Source organism: Streptomyces sp. NPDC029044, from assembly GCF_040637495.1.
Taxonomy (GTDB): Bacteria; Actinomycetota; Actinomycetes; order Streptomycetales; family Streptomycetaceae; genus Streptomyces.
In genome coordinates this window covers 143,375-157,971 of sequence record NZ_JBEZWN010000010.1, presented here as the reverse complement: position 1 = coordinate 157,971, position 14,597 = coordinate 143,375, and the positions used below count along the sequence as shown (strand labels likewise).

The 14,597-nt window shown below is 72.8% G+C and carries 12 protein-coding genes and 1 pseudogene; 7 read left to right on the top strand and 6 right to left on the bottom strand.

The genetic code is table 11. The features are described from left to right. Positions 1-39 precede the first annotated feature (39 nt). Positions 40-705: a TetR/AcrR family transcriptional regulator gene (locus AB0E85_RS12250; RefSeq protein ID WP_361925282.1), complete on the top strand. Its 666-nt coding sequence runs from the start codon at positions 40-42 to the stop codon at positions 703-705. Here AB0E85_RS12250 and AB0E85_RS12245 read toward each other — a convergent pair. Continuing rightward, positions 693-1,544 (bottom strand): MaoC/PaaZ C-terminal domain-containing protein, encoded by an 852-nt coding sequence (locus AB0E85_RS12245; RefSeq protein ID WP_361925280.1) that lies wholly within the window; start codon positions 1,542-1,544, stop codon positions 693-695. The genes AB0E85_RS12250 and AB0E85_RS12245 overlap by 13 nt on opposite strands. After that, positions 1,544-2,848 (bottom strand): 3-oxoacyl-ACP reductase, encoded by a 1,305-nt coding sequence (locus tag AB0E85_RS12240; RefSeq protein WP_361925278.1) that lies wholly within the window; start codon positions 2,846-2,848, stop codon positions 1,544-1,546. The genes AB0E85_RS12245 and AB0E85_RS12240 overlap by 1 nt, the downstream gene beginning before the upstream one ends. Positions 2,849-2,942: 94 nt before the next feature. Here AB0E85_RS12240 and AB0E85_RS12235 point away from each other — a divergent pair, with 94 nt between their 5' ends. From AB0E85_RS12235 to kstD, 4 genes are all read left to right on the top strand, one after another. Next, on the top strand, positions 2,943-4,226 hold the full coding sequence (locus AB0E85_RS12235) for an acetyl-CoA C-acetyltransferase (protein WP_361925276.1): 1,284 nt from the start codon (positions 2,943-2,945) through the stop codon (positions 4,224-4,226). A gap of 230 nt (positions 4,227-4,456) precedes the next feature. Beyond that, positions 4,457-6,376: a long-chain fatty acid--CoA ligase gene (locus AB0E85_RS12230; RefSeq protein WP_361925274.1), complete on the top strand. Its 1,920-nt coding sequence runs from the start codon at positions 4,457-4,459 to the stop codon at positions 6,374-6,376. Positions 6,377-6,483: 107 nt separating this feature from the next. Next, entirely contained in the window at positions 6,484-7,605 is a 1,122-nt protein-coding gene (locus AB0E85_RS12225; RefSeq protein ID WP_361925272.1) for a substrate-binding domain-containing protein, read from the top strand. 159 nt (positions 7,606-7,764) lie between these two features. Beyond that, positions 7,765-9,537 carry a 3-oxosteroid 1-dehydrogenase gene (gene kstD / locus AB0E85_RS12220; protein ID WP_361925270.1) on the top strand — a complete coding sequence of 591 codons (1,773 nt, stop codon included), beginning with the start codon at positions 7,765-7,767 and terminating at the stop codon, positions 9,535-9,537. A gap of 163 nt (positions 9,538-9,700) precedes the next feature. Here kstD and AB0E85_RS12215 read toward each other — a convergent pair whose 3' ends face one another. From AB0E85_RS12215 to AB0E85_RS12205, 3 genes are all read right to left on the bottom strand, one after another. After that, on the bottom strand, positions 9,701-10,354 hold the full coding sequence (locus AB0E85_RS12215) for a class I SAM-dependent methyltransferase (protein ID WP_361925268.1): 654 nt from the start codon (positions 10,352-10,354) through the stop codon (positions 9,701-9,703). 63 nt (positions 10,355-10,417) lie between these two features. Further along, positions 10,418-10,639, bottom strand: a complete 222-nt coding sequence (locus AB0E85_RS12210; protein WP_361925266.1) for a hypothetical protein — start codon at positions 10,637-10,639, stop codon at positions 10,418-10,420. 111 nt (positions 10,640-10,750) lie between these two features. Beyond that, entirely contained in the window at positions 10,751-10,954 is a 204-nt protein-coding gene (locus AB0E85_RS12205) for a cold-shock protein (protein WP_004984723.1), read from the bottom strand. A 322-nt stretch (positions 10,955-11,276) separates the two neighbouring features. Between AB0E85_RS12205 and AB0E85_RS12200 the strand changes: the two genes are divergently transcribed. Both AB0E85_RS12200 and AB0E85_RS12195 read left to right on the top strand, forming a co-directional pair. After that, on the top strand, positions 11,277-12,125 hold the full coding sequence (locus AB0E85_RS12200) for a menaquinone biosynthesis protein (protein WP_361925264.1): 849 nt from the start codon (positions 11,277-11,279) through the stop codon (positions 12,123-12,125). A gap of 92 nt (positions 12,126-12,217) precedes the next feature. Continuing rightward, positions 12,218-14,034: pseudogene (locus tag AB0E85_RS12195) on the top strand (serine/threonine-protein kinase). Here the strand turns inward: AB0E85_RS12195 and AB0E85_RS12190 are convergent. After that, positions 13,931-14,596, bottom strand: a complete 666-nt coding sequence (locus AB0E85_RS12190) for a hypothetical protein (protein ID WP_361925262.1) — start codon at positions 14,594-14,596, stop codon at positions 13,931-13,933. The pseudogene AB0E85_RS12195 and the gene AB0E85_RS12190 sit on opposite strands and share 104 nt — an antisense overlap. Position 14,597 lies beyond the last annotated feature (1 nt).

Here is a 14,597-nt window from a genome sequence, read left to right as displayed (position 1 = left end):
CGGGCGAGGGCCCTCCAGGGGGCCCGTACGCTAAGCGGTATGGGTGCCGTGAAGACCAAGCGGATGCCGCGCGCGGTCCGTGAACAGCAGATGCTGGACGCCGCCGTGCAGATCTTCGGCCAACGCGGCTACATGGCCGCGTCGATGGACGAGATCGCCGAACTGGCCGGTGTGTCCAAGCCGTTGGTGTACCTGTACCTCAACTCGAAGGAAGACCTCTTCACCGCCTGCATCCGCCGGGAGGCGGGGGCCCTCGTCGAGGCGGTGCGGGCCGGGGTCCGCCGCGACCTGCCCGCCGACCGGCAACTCTGGGAAGGCCTCGGCGCCTTCTTCGCGCACACCGGCGAGAACCCGGACGCGTGGTCGGTCCTGCACCTCCAGGCCCGGACCCACGGCGAGCCGTTCGCCGCCGAGGTCACCGCGATGCGCGAGGAGATCGTCGCGTTCGTGACCCAGCTGATCCTCGCCGGTGCCCGCGAGGCCCACCGCGACCCCGATCTGCCGGAGCGCGAGGTCGCCGGGCTCGCCGAGGCCCTGGTCGGCGCCGCCGAGTCGCTCGCCGCCTGGGCCAACGCCACCCCGGGCGTCACCGCCCGCCAGGCCGCGGCCACCCTGATGAACTTCGCCTGGGCCGGGCTGGGCGACCTCATGGCGGGACGGCTCTGGGCGCCCCCGGAGGAGCCGGCGGGCCCTCACGTCGGATAGACGTCCCCCGTCACGTGGATCCGGTCCTGCGGGCCGCGCAGTTCGAACCGGCCGTCCTGCGCGGCGTACGTCACCGTGCCGGGCAGCAGGACCGGTGCCCGGAACTCCGCGCGCAGATGGCAGTGCTGGGGGACGCCGTGCGCGGCGAGGCAGCGGGCCACGGTCCACATGCCGTGCGCGATGGCCCGGGGGAAGCCGAACACGCGGGCCGTGAGCGGGTGCAGATGGATCGGGTTGCGGTCCCCGGAGGCGGCCCCGTAGCGGCGCCCGACATCCGCGGCGAGCCGCCACTCGTCCACCGGCGGCAGCGGTGTGCGCGCCTCCGGCTCGCGGGGCACCGCGGTCGGCCGGTCCGTGCGGTGCCGGGCCAGGTACGTGCTCCCCGACTCCCAGACGACGGCACCGCCGCGGCGCACCTCGGTGACGACCGTGGCCTCCGTGCCGCGCCGGTGCGGGACCAACCCCTCGACGTGCACGGAGAGTTCGTAGCTGCCGCCGGGCGACATCCGCTCGTGCCGGGTGACGGTGATCGACGTGTGGACGAGGCCGAGCAGCGGCAGCGGGAAGTCCCGGTCGCTCATCAGCCGCATGGCCAGCGGGAATCCGAGCACCTGCGGATACGTCACCGGCAGCGCGTCCTCCCCGACGGGGAACCCGCAGACCCGCTCGTACGCCGCGAGCCGCGCGAGGTCGACGCGCAGGTCCGGCAGGACGAGCCGGGTGCGGCGGAACTCCGCGTCGGAACGGGGGCGTTTGAAGGGCGAGAGCAGAGCGCCGCGGGCCAGGAGCGGGGCGAGGGCGGGGGGCCCGGTGAGGACGAGGGCGTCGGGGCCGGTCATCACGCCCCCAGCAGGCTCTGGCCGCAGACGCGGACGACCTGGCCGTTGACCGCGCCCGAGGCCGGGTGGGCCAGCCAGGCGATGGTCTCGGCGACATCGACCGGGAGGCCGCCCTGGGCGAGGGAGTTCATCCGGCGGCCCGCCTCGCGGATGAACAGCGGGACGGCGGCCGTCATCTTCGTCTCGATGAAGCCGGGCGCGACCGCGTTGACCGTCACGCCGTGCTCTGCCAGCGCGCGCGGCGCGAGGGAGCGGACCAGGCCGGCGACGCCCGCCTTGCTCGCCCCGTAGTTGGTCTGACCGGCGTTGCCCGCGAGCCCCGCGATCGAGGCGGTGGCGACGATCCGGCCGCCACGCCGCAGCGTCCCGTCCTTGAGCAGGGCGTCGGTGGTGCGCAGCACGCTCGCCAGGTTCACTTCGAGGACGGAGATCCAGCGTTCGGACGGCATGTTCACCAGGCGCCGGTCGCGGGTGATGCCCGCGTTGTGGATCAGCAGGTCCAGGCCGTCGGGCAGGGCCTCGGCGATCCGCGCGCCCGCGTCGGCGGCCGTCATGTCGAGCAGCAGCGCGGTGCCGCCGAGCCGCTCGGCGACCCGCCGGGCGTCCTGCCCGGCCTGGGGCACGTCGAGGACGACGACCCGGGCACCGTCCCGCGCAAGGGTCTCGGCGACCGCCTCACCGATGCCCCGGGCCGCGCCGGTGACGAGGGCGGTGCGGCCGGCCAGGGGGCGGTCCCCGTCGGCCGGAGTCGTCTCCTGCGGGGCTCCCACCTCGATCACCTGCCCGGTGACGTAGGCCGACTTGGGCGACAGCAGGAAACGGAGCGTGGACTGCGCGGCGGCCGCGTCCGTGAGCCGGACCAGGTTCACCGTCCTGCCCCGGCCGATCTCCTTGCCGAGGGAGCGGGTGAACCCCTCCAGGGCCTGCTGGGCCGCGGCCTGGTGGTGGTCGGCCGGGTCGAGGGGTGCTCCGAGCACCACCACGCGCCCGCTCGGAGTGACCGACCGTACGGTGGGATGCAGGGCGGCATGCACCTCGGCCAGGGCCTCCACGTCCCGCACCCCGGTCGCGTCCAGGACGACGGCCGCCGCCCGACCGGAGCCGGCCGGGCCGATCCCGGTACGGGCCAGGACCGGTGCCAGGGCGAGGGCGGACCGGCCCGCGGTCAGGTGCAGCAGGCCGCCGTCCAGGGCGGGCCGCTCGGGGGACCAGCGGGTCAGCGCCGCCGGCTGGGGCAGGCCGAGCCGGCGGGTGAGGAAGCGGCCGGGCGCGGTACCGGTAAAGCGCAGATAGCGGTCGGCCATGGTGACTCCCAGCTCGGATGACTGCTCACACTTGCTTACTCTGGAGTAAGGTTACCGGAGGTAAGGCTACGTCACAGACGAGGAGCGGGTCGAGATGAGCCCCCAGAAGATGTCGGTGCGGCGCGTGGCGGTCGTCGGCGGAGCGCGCATCCCCTTCGCCCGCTCCGACGGCCCCTACGCCACCGCCTCCAACCAGCAGATGCTCACCGCCGCCCTCGACGGCCTGGTCGAGCGGTACGGACTCCAGGGGCCGGGCGCGGTCGGCGAGTTCGTCGCCGGGGCCGTGCTCAAACACGCCCGCGACTTCAACCTCGCCCGCGAGACCGTCCTCGGCTCCGGACTCCACCCGAGCACCCCCGCCTACGACATCCAGCAGGCCTGCGGCACCGGCCTCCAGGCCGTCATCGCCGCCGCCAACAAGATCGCCCTCGGCCAGACGGACTCCGCCGTCGCGGGCGGCGCCGACACCGCCAGCGACGCGCCCCTCGGCGTCAACGACTCCCTGCGCCGCATCCTCCTGGAGGTCCGCCGGGCCAAGTCGCCCGGCGCCCGCCTCAAGGCCCTGGCGAAGGTGCGCCCGGGCCACCTCGTCCCCGACATCCCGCGCAACGCCGAGCCGCGCACCGGCCTGTCCATGGGGGAACACGCCGCCGTCACCGCCCGCGCCCAGGGCATCCCCCGCGCGGCGCAGGACGAACTCGCCGCCACCAGTCACCAGCGGCTGGCGGCGGCGTACGAACGCGGCTTCTTCCAGGACCTGGTGGTCCCCTTCCGGGGCCTGGCCCGCGACCAGAACCTGCGCCCCGGCTCGACCGTGGAGAAACTCGCCTCCCTGAAACCGGTCTTCGGGCTCGGCCACCCCGACCCGACCATGACGGCCGGGAACTCCACCCCGCTGACGGACGGCGCGGCCACCGTCCTGCTGGCGAGCGAGGAGTGGGCCCGCGCACGCGGTCTGGAGCCGCTGGCGTACCTCACCGCCTACGAGACGGCCGCCGTCGACTTCGTGGGCGGCGACGTGGTCGGCGGCGAGGACGGACTGCTCATGGCACCCGCGTACGCCGTCCCGCGCATGCTGGAGCGGGCCGGCCTCGGCCTGGACGACTTCGACCTCGTCGAGATCCACGAGGCGTTCGCCTCCCAGGTGCTCGCGACGCTCGCCGCCTGGGAGAAGCGGGGCCTCGGCACGGTGGACCGCGCCCGGCTGAACGTCGCCGGCTCCTCCCTCGCGACCGGCCACCCCTTCGCCGCCACCGGGGCCCGGATCGTCGCCACCCTGGCCAAGCTCCTCGCCGCACGGGACGCCCCCGCCCGCGGCCTGATCTCCGTCTGCGCGGCGGGCGGGCAGGGGGTGACCGCGATCCTGGAGCGGGCCTGACCGCCACGGGCCGCAGAACCTGAAAGGCCCTCACGTAACCCCCGAGATTGCACAGGCCTGGCTCCGGACCATCCCCGAATTCGCACAAACCCGCCACGTGAGCGCCGTACGATCCCGTTCCTACCGTCAGTAACCCCTTTCAGGGGGTTCAGCCGGTTGAGCGCCTCGGCGTGCGAGGCACGTACGTCATGCAGCAAGCAGTCCTTCGCTGCACGCCCCAGGAGCCGCCCGTGTCCACTGCGTATCCCTCCTCCGCCTACGGCGACGCGTACGGAGGACCGGTCCTGGTCGAGCCCGAGGTGCGGCGGATGGACGGGGCGGTACGGGAGGCCTCCGTACCGCCGCTGGCCCCGCCGTGGACGCACGGGTCGCTCGCCGACCTGCCCTTCGACAACGCGACCGCGCATCCGGACGCCGTGGTGCTCAGCCGCAAGGACGCCGACGGGCGCTGGACCGACGTCACGGCGACGCAGTTCGCCGAACAGGTGAGGGCCGTGGCCAAGGGCCTGGTCGCCGAGGGCCTGATGCCGGGCGACCGGGTCGCCGTGATGGCCCGCACGATCTACGAGTGGACGGTCCTGGACTTCGCCGCCTGGGCGGCCGGACTCGTCACCGTCCCCGTCTACCCGACCTCCTCGGTCTTCCAGGCCCGCTGGATCCTCCAGGACTCCGGCGCCGTCGCCCTGGTCACCGAGACCGCCGCACAGGCCGCCGCGCTCGGCCCCGAGCGCGAACGCCTGCCCGACCTCAAGCACCTGTGGATCGTCGAGAAGGGCCACGTGGACCGGCTCGCGGAAGCCGGGGCGCACCTGCCCGACCAGGAGGTCGAGGTGCGGCGCGGCATGCTCGGCCCGGGCACCCTCGCCACCCTCGTCTACACCTCGGGCACCACCGGCCGCCCCAAGGGCTGCGCGCTCACCCACGGCAACTTCTTCGCCGAGGTCGACAACGCCATCGAGCTGCTCTACCCCGTCTTCCGGGCGAGGACCAGCGAAGAGGCCTCGGTCCTGCTGTTCCTGCCGATGTCCCACGTCTTCGGCCGCATGGTGGCCATCGCCTGCATCCGGGCCCGTGTCCGGCTGGGCCACGCCCCCAGCATCAAGGCCGACCGGCTGCTCCCGGACCTGGCCAGCTTCCGGCCGACCTGCCTGATCGCCATCCCGTACATGCTGGAGAAGGTCTTCAACTCGGCCCGGGCCAAGGCCGAGGCGGGCGGCCGGGTCTCCTCGTTCGACCGCGCGGCGGCGGTGGCACAGCGCTACGGAGAGGCCCTGGAGGCCCAGCAGACGGGCACCGGACCCGGCCCCTCCCGCGCCCTCAAGACCGCCCGGGCCTTCTACGACCCCCTGGTCTACCGCCGCATCCGCAACGCCATGGGCGGCAGGGTCCGCTACGCCATCTGCGGCGGCTCGCCGCTCGGCAGCCGCCTGGCCGCGTTCTTCGCCGGTGCCGGCATCGAGATCTTCGAGGGCTACGGCCTGACCGAGACGACCGGCGCGAGCACCGTCACCCCGCCCCTGAAACCCCGGCTGGGCACCGTCGGCTGGCCGCTGCCCGGCACCCGCGTCCGTATCGCCGCCGACGGCGAGATCCTCGTCGGCGGCGACCACGTGCTGCGCGGCTACTGGGACCCGCAGGCCGGCGGCGTCGTCCCCGCCGCCCCCGACGGCTGGCTCGCCACCGGCGACCTCGGCGAACTGGACGACGAGGGCTACCTGACGATCACCGGCCGCAAGAAGGAGATGCTCATCACCGCGGGCGGCAAGTCCGTCGCCCCGGCCCCGCTGGAGAACTGGCTGCGCTCCCACCCGCTGATCTCCCAGTGCCTCGTCCTGGGCGACGGCCGCCCCTTCGTCTCGGCGCTGATCACCCTCGACCCGGACGGCATCACCCACTGGCGCCAGATGAACGGCAAACACCCCGTCCCCGCCACGCTCCTGGTCGACGACGAGGAACTGCGCGCGGTCCTCCAGCGCGCCGTCGACGAGGCCAACAAGTTGGTCTCCCGCCCGGAGTCCATCCGCCGCTTCGTCATCCTCCCCGAGGACTTCACCGAGGAGGCGGGCCATCTGACCCCGTCGATGAAGCTCCGCCGGGAGGCCGTGCTGCGCGCGTTCGCGACGGAAGTAGAAGGCCTGTACACGCGGTGAGGCACCTTTGCGATCTCTTCACACGTGCTTATTGACGACGCACGGCGTCTGCCCGTTGGCTTTCGACCACCTCGTCACGATGCTCCCCCCATCGGAAGGCACCACCAGTGATAGCGCGCAACACCCGTCAGGCCGCCGTGCGGCACGTCTCCATGGCCCTGGCGGTCTCCGTATCGGCCCTGTCCCTCGCCGCCTGCGGCGACGGCGGTAGTGACGACACCGCCCCGAAGAAGGGCAACGACATCACGGTGGGCCTGCTGCTGCCCGACCGGGACACGGCACGCTTCGAGAAGTTCGACTACCCGCTGATCAAGCAGGAGGTCGCGTCCCTCACGGAGAACAAGGGCAAGGTCCGCTACGCCAACGCCGAGGCCAGCGTCACCAGACAGAGCAGCCAGTTCCAGAAGATGATCGCCGACAAGGTGGACGTCATCCTCGTCGACGCCCTGAACTCCAAGACCATCGCCACGGACGTGCAGAAGGCCAAGGACGCCGGCATCCCGGTCATCGCCTACGACCGGCTCGCCGAGGGCCCGATCGACGCCTACGTCTCCCACGACAACGAGCTCGTCGGCCAGGTCCAGGGCCGCGCCATCATCGGGGAACTCGGCGACAAGGCCCAGAAGAGCAAGGTCGTCATGATGAACGGCGATCCCGGCGACCCGAACACCGCCCGGTTCAAGGACGGCGCGCTCAGCGAGCTCCGGGGCCAGGTGAACATCGTCAAGGAGTACGACACCAAGGAGTGGAAGCCCGCGATCGCCAAGGAGCACATGAAGGAGGCGATCCGGGCCGTCGGACTGAACGACATCGCCGCCGTCTACTCGGCCAACGACGGCATGGCGGGCGCCGTCATCGAGGCACTTCAGGAGGCCGGAGCCACGAAGATGCCGCCGGTGACCGGGCAGGACGCCAACCTCGACGCGGTGCAGCGGGTCGTCTCCGGCGAGCAGTACATGACCGTGTACAAGTCCTTCCTGCTGGAGGCGACCAACGCCGCCAAGATCGCGGTGGCCAAGGTCCAGGGCCGCTCCATCGAGTTCGCCGCGCTGACCCGGGAGACGGTCGACAGCCCCACACAGAAGAACATCCCGGCGATGCTGGTGCCGGTGGTCGCCCTCACCAAGGACAACATCAAGGAGACGGTGATCACGGACGGCGTGTACACCGTGAAGGACATCTGCACCTCCAAGTACCGGGCGGACTGCGCGGCCATCGGGCTCGACTAGCGGGCGCGCCCGGGGTGGGCCGCGGGGGCGTCGGGGCCGGGAGGGCCGCGCAGGTTTCGGACCCGGGTCGCGGGGTGGGTGCCGCACGGGTCTTGACTTCGCAAGGCCCCCGCGCGACATTCCCCACCCCTTACGCGTTCTCGTCGGGCTGGAGCGGCCATGACCACACGCACGGACACCGCAGGAACCGCCGAAGGCCCGTCCCGAAGACGACTGCTGGCCGGGGCCGCCGGTGCCGGTCTCGCGGTCGCCACGGGCGTTCAACAGGGCGCCCGGGCAGCCGACTTACCCCCGCTCGGCACGTACGACGTCGTCGTCATCGGCTCCGGCGCCGCCGGCATGACCGCGGCGCTGACCGCCGCGCGCCAGGGCCTGAGCTGTGTGGTCGTGGAGAAGGCGCCGACCTTCGGCGGTTCGGCCGCCCGCTCCGGCGCCGGGATCTGGGTCCCCAACAACTCCGTGATCCTCGCGGCCGGCGTCCCGGACACCCCCGCGAAGGCCGCCGCCTACCTCGCCGCCGTCGTCGGCCCGGAGGTTCCCGCCGACCGGCAGCGTGCCTTCCTCGCCCACGGCCCGGCCACGATCTCCTTCGTCATGGCGAACAGCCCGCTGAGGTTCCGCTGGATGGAGGGCTACAGCGACTACTACCCCGAGCTGCCCGGCGGTCTGCCGAACGGCCGCTCCATCGAACCGGACCAGTTCGACGGCAACCTCCTGGGCAGCGAGCTGGCGCACCTCAACCCGCCGTACATGGACGTCCCCGCCGGCATGGTCGTCTTCAGCGCCGACTACAAGTGGGTCGCCCTGGCCGCCGTGAACGCCCGGGGCGCGGCCGTCGCCGCCCAGTGCCTCGCCCGCGGCGCGAAGGCGGCGACCCTCGGCCAGAAGCCCCTGACGATGGGCCAGGCGCTGGCCGCGGGCCTGCGCGCGGGCCTGCGCGCGGCCGGGGTCCCCGTCTGGCTGAACACACCCCTGACGGACCTGCACGTCGAGAACGGCACGGTCACGGGAGCCGTCGTCACCCGCGACGGCGCTCCCGGCCTGGTCCGCGCCCGCAGGGGCGTGATCGTCGGCTCGGGCGGATTCGAGCACAACGCCGCGATGCGGGAACGCTTCCAGCGGCAGCCCATCGGCACGGAGTGGACGGTCGGGGCGAAGGAGAACACCGGCGACGGCATCCGGGCGGGGGAGCGGCTGGGCGCGGCGCTCGACCTGATGGAGGACGCGTGGTGGGGCCCGGCGATCCCGGTCCCCGGCCAGCCGTACTTCTGCCTCGCCGAACGGACCCTGCCCGGCGGGCTGCTGGTCAACGGCTCGGGCCGGCGCTTCGTCAACGAGGCCGCGCCCTACAGCGACGTCGTGCACACCATGTACGACGAGCACGAGGCGATCCCGTGCTGGCTGATCACCGACCAGAACTACCGCAACCGGTACCTGTTCAAGGACGTCCTGCCGACGCTGCCCTTCCCCGACTCCTGGTACGACTCCGGGGCGGCGCACAAGGAGTGGACCCTGGACGCGCTGGCGGCCTCCATCGGCGTCCCCGCGGCGGCCCTGCGCACCAGCGTGAACCGCTTCAACGCCCAGGCACGGCAGGGCGAGGACCCCGACTTCCACCGGGGCGACAGCGCCTACGACCACTACTACACAGACCCGTCCGTCCTCCCCAACTCCTGCCTGGCGCCCCTCTGGCTCCCCCCGTACCACGCCTTCCGCATCGTCCCCGGCGACCTCGGCACCAAGGGCGGCCTCCGCACGGACGCCCGGGCCCGGGTACTGCGCGAGGACGGCTCGGTCATCCCCGGCCTCTACGCGGCGGGAAACGCCAGCGCGGCGGTGATGGGCCACAGCTACGCGGGCGCGGGCTCGACGATCGGCCCGGCGATGACGTTCGGGTACATCGCGGCGCGGGACATCGCGGGGGTGCTGTAGCGGGCCGGGGCCCGGCCCGGGGCGGCCGGTGGGGGGGACCGGTGGCGCCCGGTGGGGGCCGGCCGAGCGTGAGCCGGTCGCGGTGCGCCTGGGGGGCAGCCGCGACCGGCCGCGGGGCCACCCGGGGTGTCGCGCGTGGGGCTGCGGCGATGCCCCGGGCGGTTCAGTCCTCCGGCTTGCGGGCGACGACGCAGGCCTGGGCGACCGGCTCACCCCGTGCCTCGTCGGGCTCTCGTACGGTCGTGGCGCGGACGGTGAAGCCGACGTCGCCCAGCAGGGCGGCGATGCGCTCCGGCCGGCCCCGGCGGAAGGTCAGGGACACATCGTGTCCGAAGGCCTCCTCGTAGCGGCGGGGCTCGTCGCCGCACTGGAACCCCAGGAGCAGATGCCCGCCGGGCCGTAGCACGCGGTGGAAACCGGCCAGGAGCGCGGGCAGGTGCTCCTCGGGGGTGTGGATGATCGAGTACCAGGACACGACACCGTCGAGCGAGGAGTCCGGCAGGTCGAGTTCCAGCATGGAGCCCCGCACGAACCGCAGGCCCGGGTTCTCGCGGCGGGCTATCGCGAGCATCGACTCCGACAGGTCCAGCCCGAACACCGACAGCCCCTGGGACGCCAGGTACGCCGTCACCCGGCCGGGCCCGCACCCCAGGTCGGCGACCTCGCCGCCCTCGCCCACGAGCCCCGCGAAACCGTGGAGCACGCCCCGGTCCAGGGGCGTCCCGGGACGCAGATCACCGAAGGCAGTGGCGTACTCCTCGGCCACGGCGTCGTAGAACACGCGGGTCTCGGTCACGAAGTCGGGGGTGTCGGTCATGGCCGTAGACCTTAGGGGTGTCCGCCACGTCCCGCCTGCCCCACGACCTGGCGCGGCGCTGTCTCAGGGGCGGCCCCGCCGGGCGCCGATGCCCACACCCGCGCCGATCGCCGTGCCGAAACCGAGGCCCAGGGCCAGGCCCAGGGCGAGGTCGTCGAAGACGGTCATGCCGAGCACGATCCCTATGGCCGTGCCGAGGGACAGGCCGACCGACAGGCCTGTTGCCATGGCCTTGTCGGCGGGCGTGCCGCCGGCCTCCCCGCTGTTCTCCTGATCTTTCCGCATCCGCCCATCGTCCCACGGCCGGAATTCGCCGGGAATTCACCGGCCGACCCGGGCCCGGAAAGGGCAGGAGCCCCGTCGCCTTACGGCGCGGGGCTCCTTGGGTACTACAAATCAGACCGGCGTGACGTTCTCAGCCTGCGGGCCCTTCGGACCCTGCGTGACGTCGAAAGACACCTGCTGGTTCTCCTCGAGGGACCGGAATCCGGTCGCGTTGATCGCGGAGTAGTGGACGAAGACGTCGGGGCCGCCGCCCTCCTGGGCGATGAAACCAAAGCCCTTTTCGGCGTTGAACCACTTAACGGTTCCGGTAGCCATAAGCCCTCCTTGGGCCCAAAAGGGTTGCCCTGCTCCAGAACCAGCAAGTGTGAAGATGAATTCCGCACAAGTGCATATGTCTGTGAATGACGAGAGCCCGCGGTCACATGCTCCGCAGGCTCTGTACTGCAAGGGAAACCAAACTGCAACTTGCGACGAGCCTAGCACGCAGCCCCCGGAATGCAATAGGGGTCAAGATCACGTCACCCGAATGTTTGAACAACCCCCGGCCGACTGGCGGAGGGGGGGCGCCCACAAGAGGCCACACCCCGGTGGCGGGGTCGCGCGCCGGTCCGTACGCCGTGAGGGCTAGCCTCACGATGTGGACAATCCTCGCACCCGGCCGCGCGTCGGCCACATCCAGTTCCTGAACTGCCTGCCCCTGTACTGGGGGCTCGCGAGAACAGGCACGCTCCTCGACTTCGAGCTCTCCAAGGACACCCCGGAGAAGCTCAGCGAGAAGCTGGTGCAGGGCGATCTCGACATCGGTCCGATCACCCTCGTCGAGTTCCTCCGGCACGCCGACGACCTGGTCGCCTTCCCCGACATCGCCGTCGGCTGCGACGGCCCGGTCATGTCGTGCGTGATCGTCTCGCAGGTCCCCCTGGACCGGCTGGACGGCGCCCGCGTCGCCCTCGGGTCGACCTCCCGCACCTCCGTGCGCCTCGCCCAGCTGCTCCTCGCCGAGCGCTACGGGGTCCAGCCGGACTACTACACCTGCCCGCCCGACCTCAGCCTGATGATGCAGGAGGCCGACGCCGCCGTCCTCATCGGCGACGCGGCGCTGCGCGCGAACATGCTCGACGGGCCGCGCTTCGGCCTGGCCGTGCACGACCTGGGCGCGCTGTGGAAGGAGTGGACGGGCCTGCCGTTCGTCTTCGCGGTCTGGGCGGCCCGCCGCGACTACCTGGAGCGCGAGCCGGTGATCACCCGCCGGGTGCACGAGGCCTTCCTGGACTCCCGCAACCTCTCCCTGGAGGAGGTCGGCAAGGTCGCCGAGCAGGCCGCCCGCTGGGAGGCCTTCGACGAGGAGACCCTCGCCCGCTACTTCACGACCCTCGACTTCCGCTTCGGGGACCCGCAGCTCGCGGCGGTCGCGGAGTTCGCCCGGCGGGTCGGCCCGACGACCGGCTTCCCGGCGGACGTGAAGGTGGACCTGCTCCAGCCGTGAGCCGGGCGGTGCTCCCGCACTACCCTGCTGGGAGTGCAGGCGCATCGGGACCGGAGCCGTCCCCGCCTGCCCACGGGGGAGGGGTGACGCCCATGCGGCCGCTCGACGTCGACGAACCCACCGTCGTGGGGCCCTACCGGCTGCTCGGCCGGCTGGGCTCCGGCGGCATGGGCCGGGTCTACCTGGGCCGCAGCGCCGGTGGCCGTACGGTCGCCGTGAAGATCGTGCATCCGCACTTCGCCCTGGACGAGGAGTTCCGGGCGCTCCCCCAAGCTTTCGGCTTCGCTCGAGCAGGGGGGACCCCCATCGGCGTGAGGTCGAGGCCGCACGCCGGGTGGGCGGCGCCTGGACGGCGCCGGTCCTGGACGCGGACCCGGGGGCGCGGTTGCCGTGGGTGGCCACCGCGTACGCCGCCGGCCCTTCCCTGTCGGCCGCGGTCGCCGACGGCGGGCCCCTGCCGGCCCACACCGTACGGGCCCTGGGCGCGGGACTCGCCGAGGCGCTGGCGGCGGTGCACGAGCTGGGGCTGGTGCACCGGGACGTGAAACCGTCGAACGTCCTGCTGACCCTGGACGGCCCGCTGCTGATCGACTTCGGCATCGCCCGTGCCACGGACGGCACGGCGTCCCTCACCTCCACCGGCGTGTCCATCGGCTCGCCCGGCTACATGTCGCCCGAGCAGATCCTGGGCAAGGGTGTCACGGGCGCCGCCGACGTCTTCTCGCTGGGCGCGGTACTCGCGTACGCGGCGACTGGCCGGCCGCCCTTCCCCGGGGACTCCTCCGCCGCCCTGCTCTACAAGGTCGTCCACGAGGAGCCGGAACTCGGGCTGCTGGACGGGGAGTTGCGGGGCCTGACGGCGCAGTGCCTGGCGAAGGACCCGGACACCCGGCCCGCCCCCTCGGCACTGGCCCGCAGACTGGCCCCCGAGGGCGCGACCCGGCTCGTGTCGGGCGGCTGGCTGCCGGGGGCCCTGGTGGAGCAGGTGAGCCGGAGTGCCGTGCAGCTGCTGAACCTGGAGGTGACGGGAGCCGGGGACGACCCGTCGGGGCCGGTCGGGTTCAGCAGCCCGTCGGTGGGGGAGGTGCCGGCAGGAGCCGGGGGCGAGGGGTCGGGGGCGTTCGGCCCACCGCCGGTGATGCCGTCGCCGGTATCGGGGGCGCGAGCACTCACCGCCGTACCCGCACCCCGGGACGGCGACCACGCGCACGGCGATCACGCGCACGGCGATCACGCGCACGGCGATCACGCGCACGGGGACCCCGCACAGGACACGGCCCCGCCCTCCGGCCGCCGCCCCGGCAAGGTCACCGTCTCCGTCGCGGCGACGTCCACGCCGGAGGGCGAGGGCGGCGGGCGGGTGCGCAGGCTCAGCTGCTCCGTGGCACTGGCGGTCGCGGGGGCGGTGGCGGCCGTGACGATCGGGTCGGTGTTCGTGTTCGACCTGCTGCCGGAGCGCGGCGGCCAGGACGACGCGGACTCGTCCACCGGCTCCGACTCGCCCCCGGCGGCGACCGCGAGCTCCGCTCCCGCCACCGATGCGGTACCCGCCGCGTACGTCGGCACCTGGGAGGGCCAGGGCGTCGCCCTGGACGGCAGACTGCCCCTCGGCACGTTCTCCATCACGGTCGAACAGACCGCGGTCGGCAAGGAGTTGGGCAAACTCCGCCAGACCGACCCGCTCGGCGGTGTCTGTGTCGACGTACTCACCCTGAAGCAGGTGACGAAGTCGGAGCTCGTCGCGACGTCGGTCGGCGCGAAGACCAACCACAGCGGCTGCAACCCGGCGAAGACGACAGTCCACCTCAAGCCGGTGGGCGACGACCTCCAGTACCGCTCGGAGAGCACGGAGTCGGGCCGGCCACAGGCCCGGATGTCGAAGGTTCGGCCGGGGCCGGCCGACGGCTGACCTTGACGAGCACGGTGATCAGCAGCGCCGCCGCCGCGAGGGTGGCGGCCAAACCGACGGCCCACAACCACGGATAGTGCACGTGCACCCAGCAGGGCCCGCCCTGGCTGTAGCAGTCGGCATCCCAGTCGCGCCGCCGCTTGGGGCGTACGGTCGTGCTGATCACCCCGGCGACCAGGTAACCCGCGGCCAGCCCCGGCAGGGACGCGGCCGCCCAGGCCAGCGAACGCGGCGTGCTCTTCTTCCAGTTCATCCGGTACAGCGGCGCCACCCAGGCGAGGAAGACCAACGGCACCAGGGCGCCGACGGTGCCGGCGAAGGCGTACGCACCGCCGGGCCAGGCCGGAGCGAAGTCACCCCAGAGCTCATGACCCCAGTACATGTCGAACAGGACCAGCGGCATGAGCAGGGCGACGAAGCCGGGGAGAATCAGGCAGCCCCAAGCACAGCCGTAGTCACCCTTCTTGGCCCCTTCGGCGTTCGGCCGTCCCGGCCGGTGCTCGTACCGCAGGGCGGCTCCCGCCGCCTTCCTCCGCTTCGGCCTCGCCGAGCCCCCGCTCACC

What these genes read in the sequence shown, in the direction of transcription:
- AB0E85_RS12250 (WP_361925282.1), top strand. Translation starts at nt 40, where the DNA reads ATGGGTGCCGTGAAGACCAAGCGGATGCCGCGCGCGGTCCGTGAACAG.
- AB0E85_RS12245 (WP_361925280.1), bottom strand. Translation starts at nt 1,544, where the DNA reads ATGACCGGCCCCGACGCCCTCGTCCTCACCGGGCCCCCCGCCCTCGCC.
- AB0E85_RS12240 (WP_361925278.1), bottom strand. Translation starts at nt 2,848, where the DNA reads ATGGCCGACCGCTATCTGCGCTTTACCGGTACCGCGCCCGGCCGCTTC.
- AB0E85_RS12235 (WP_361925276.1), top strand. Translation starts at nt 2,943, where the DNA reads ATGAGCCCCCAGAAGATGTCGGTGCGGCGCGTGGCGGTCGTCGGCGGA.
- kstD (WP_361925270.1), top strand. Translation starts at nt 7,765, where the DNA reads ATGACCACACGCACGGACACCGCAGGAACCGCCGAAGGCCCGTCCCGA.
- AB0E85_RS12215 (WP_361925268.1), bottom strand. Translation starts at nt 10,354, where the DNA reads ATGACCGACACCCCCGACTTCGTGACCGAGACCCGCGTGTTCTACGAC.
- AB0E85_RS12210 (WP_361925266.1), bottom strand. Translation starts at nt 10,639, where the DNA reads ATGCGGAAAGATCAGGAGAACAGCGGGGAGGCCGGCGGCACGCCCGCC.
- AB0E85_RS12205 (WP_004984723.1), bottom strand. Translation starts at nt 10,954, where the DNA reads ATGGCTACCGGAACCGTTAAGTGGTTCAACGCCGAAAAGGGCTTTGGT.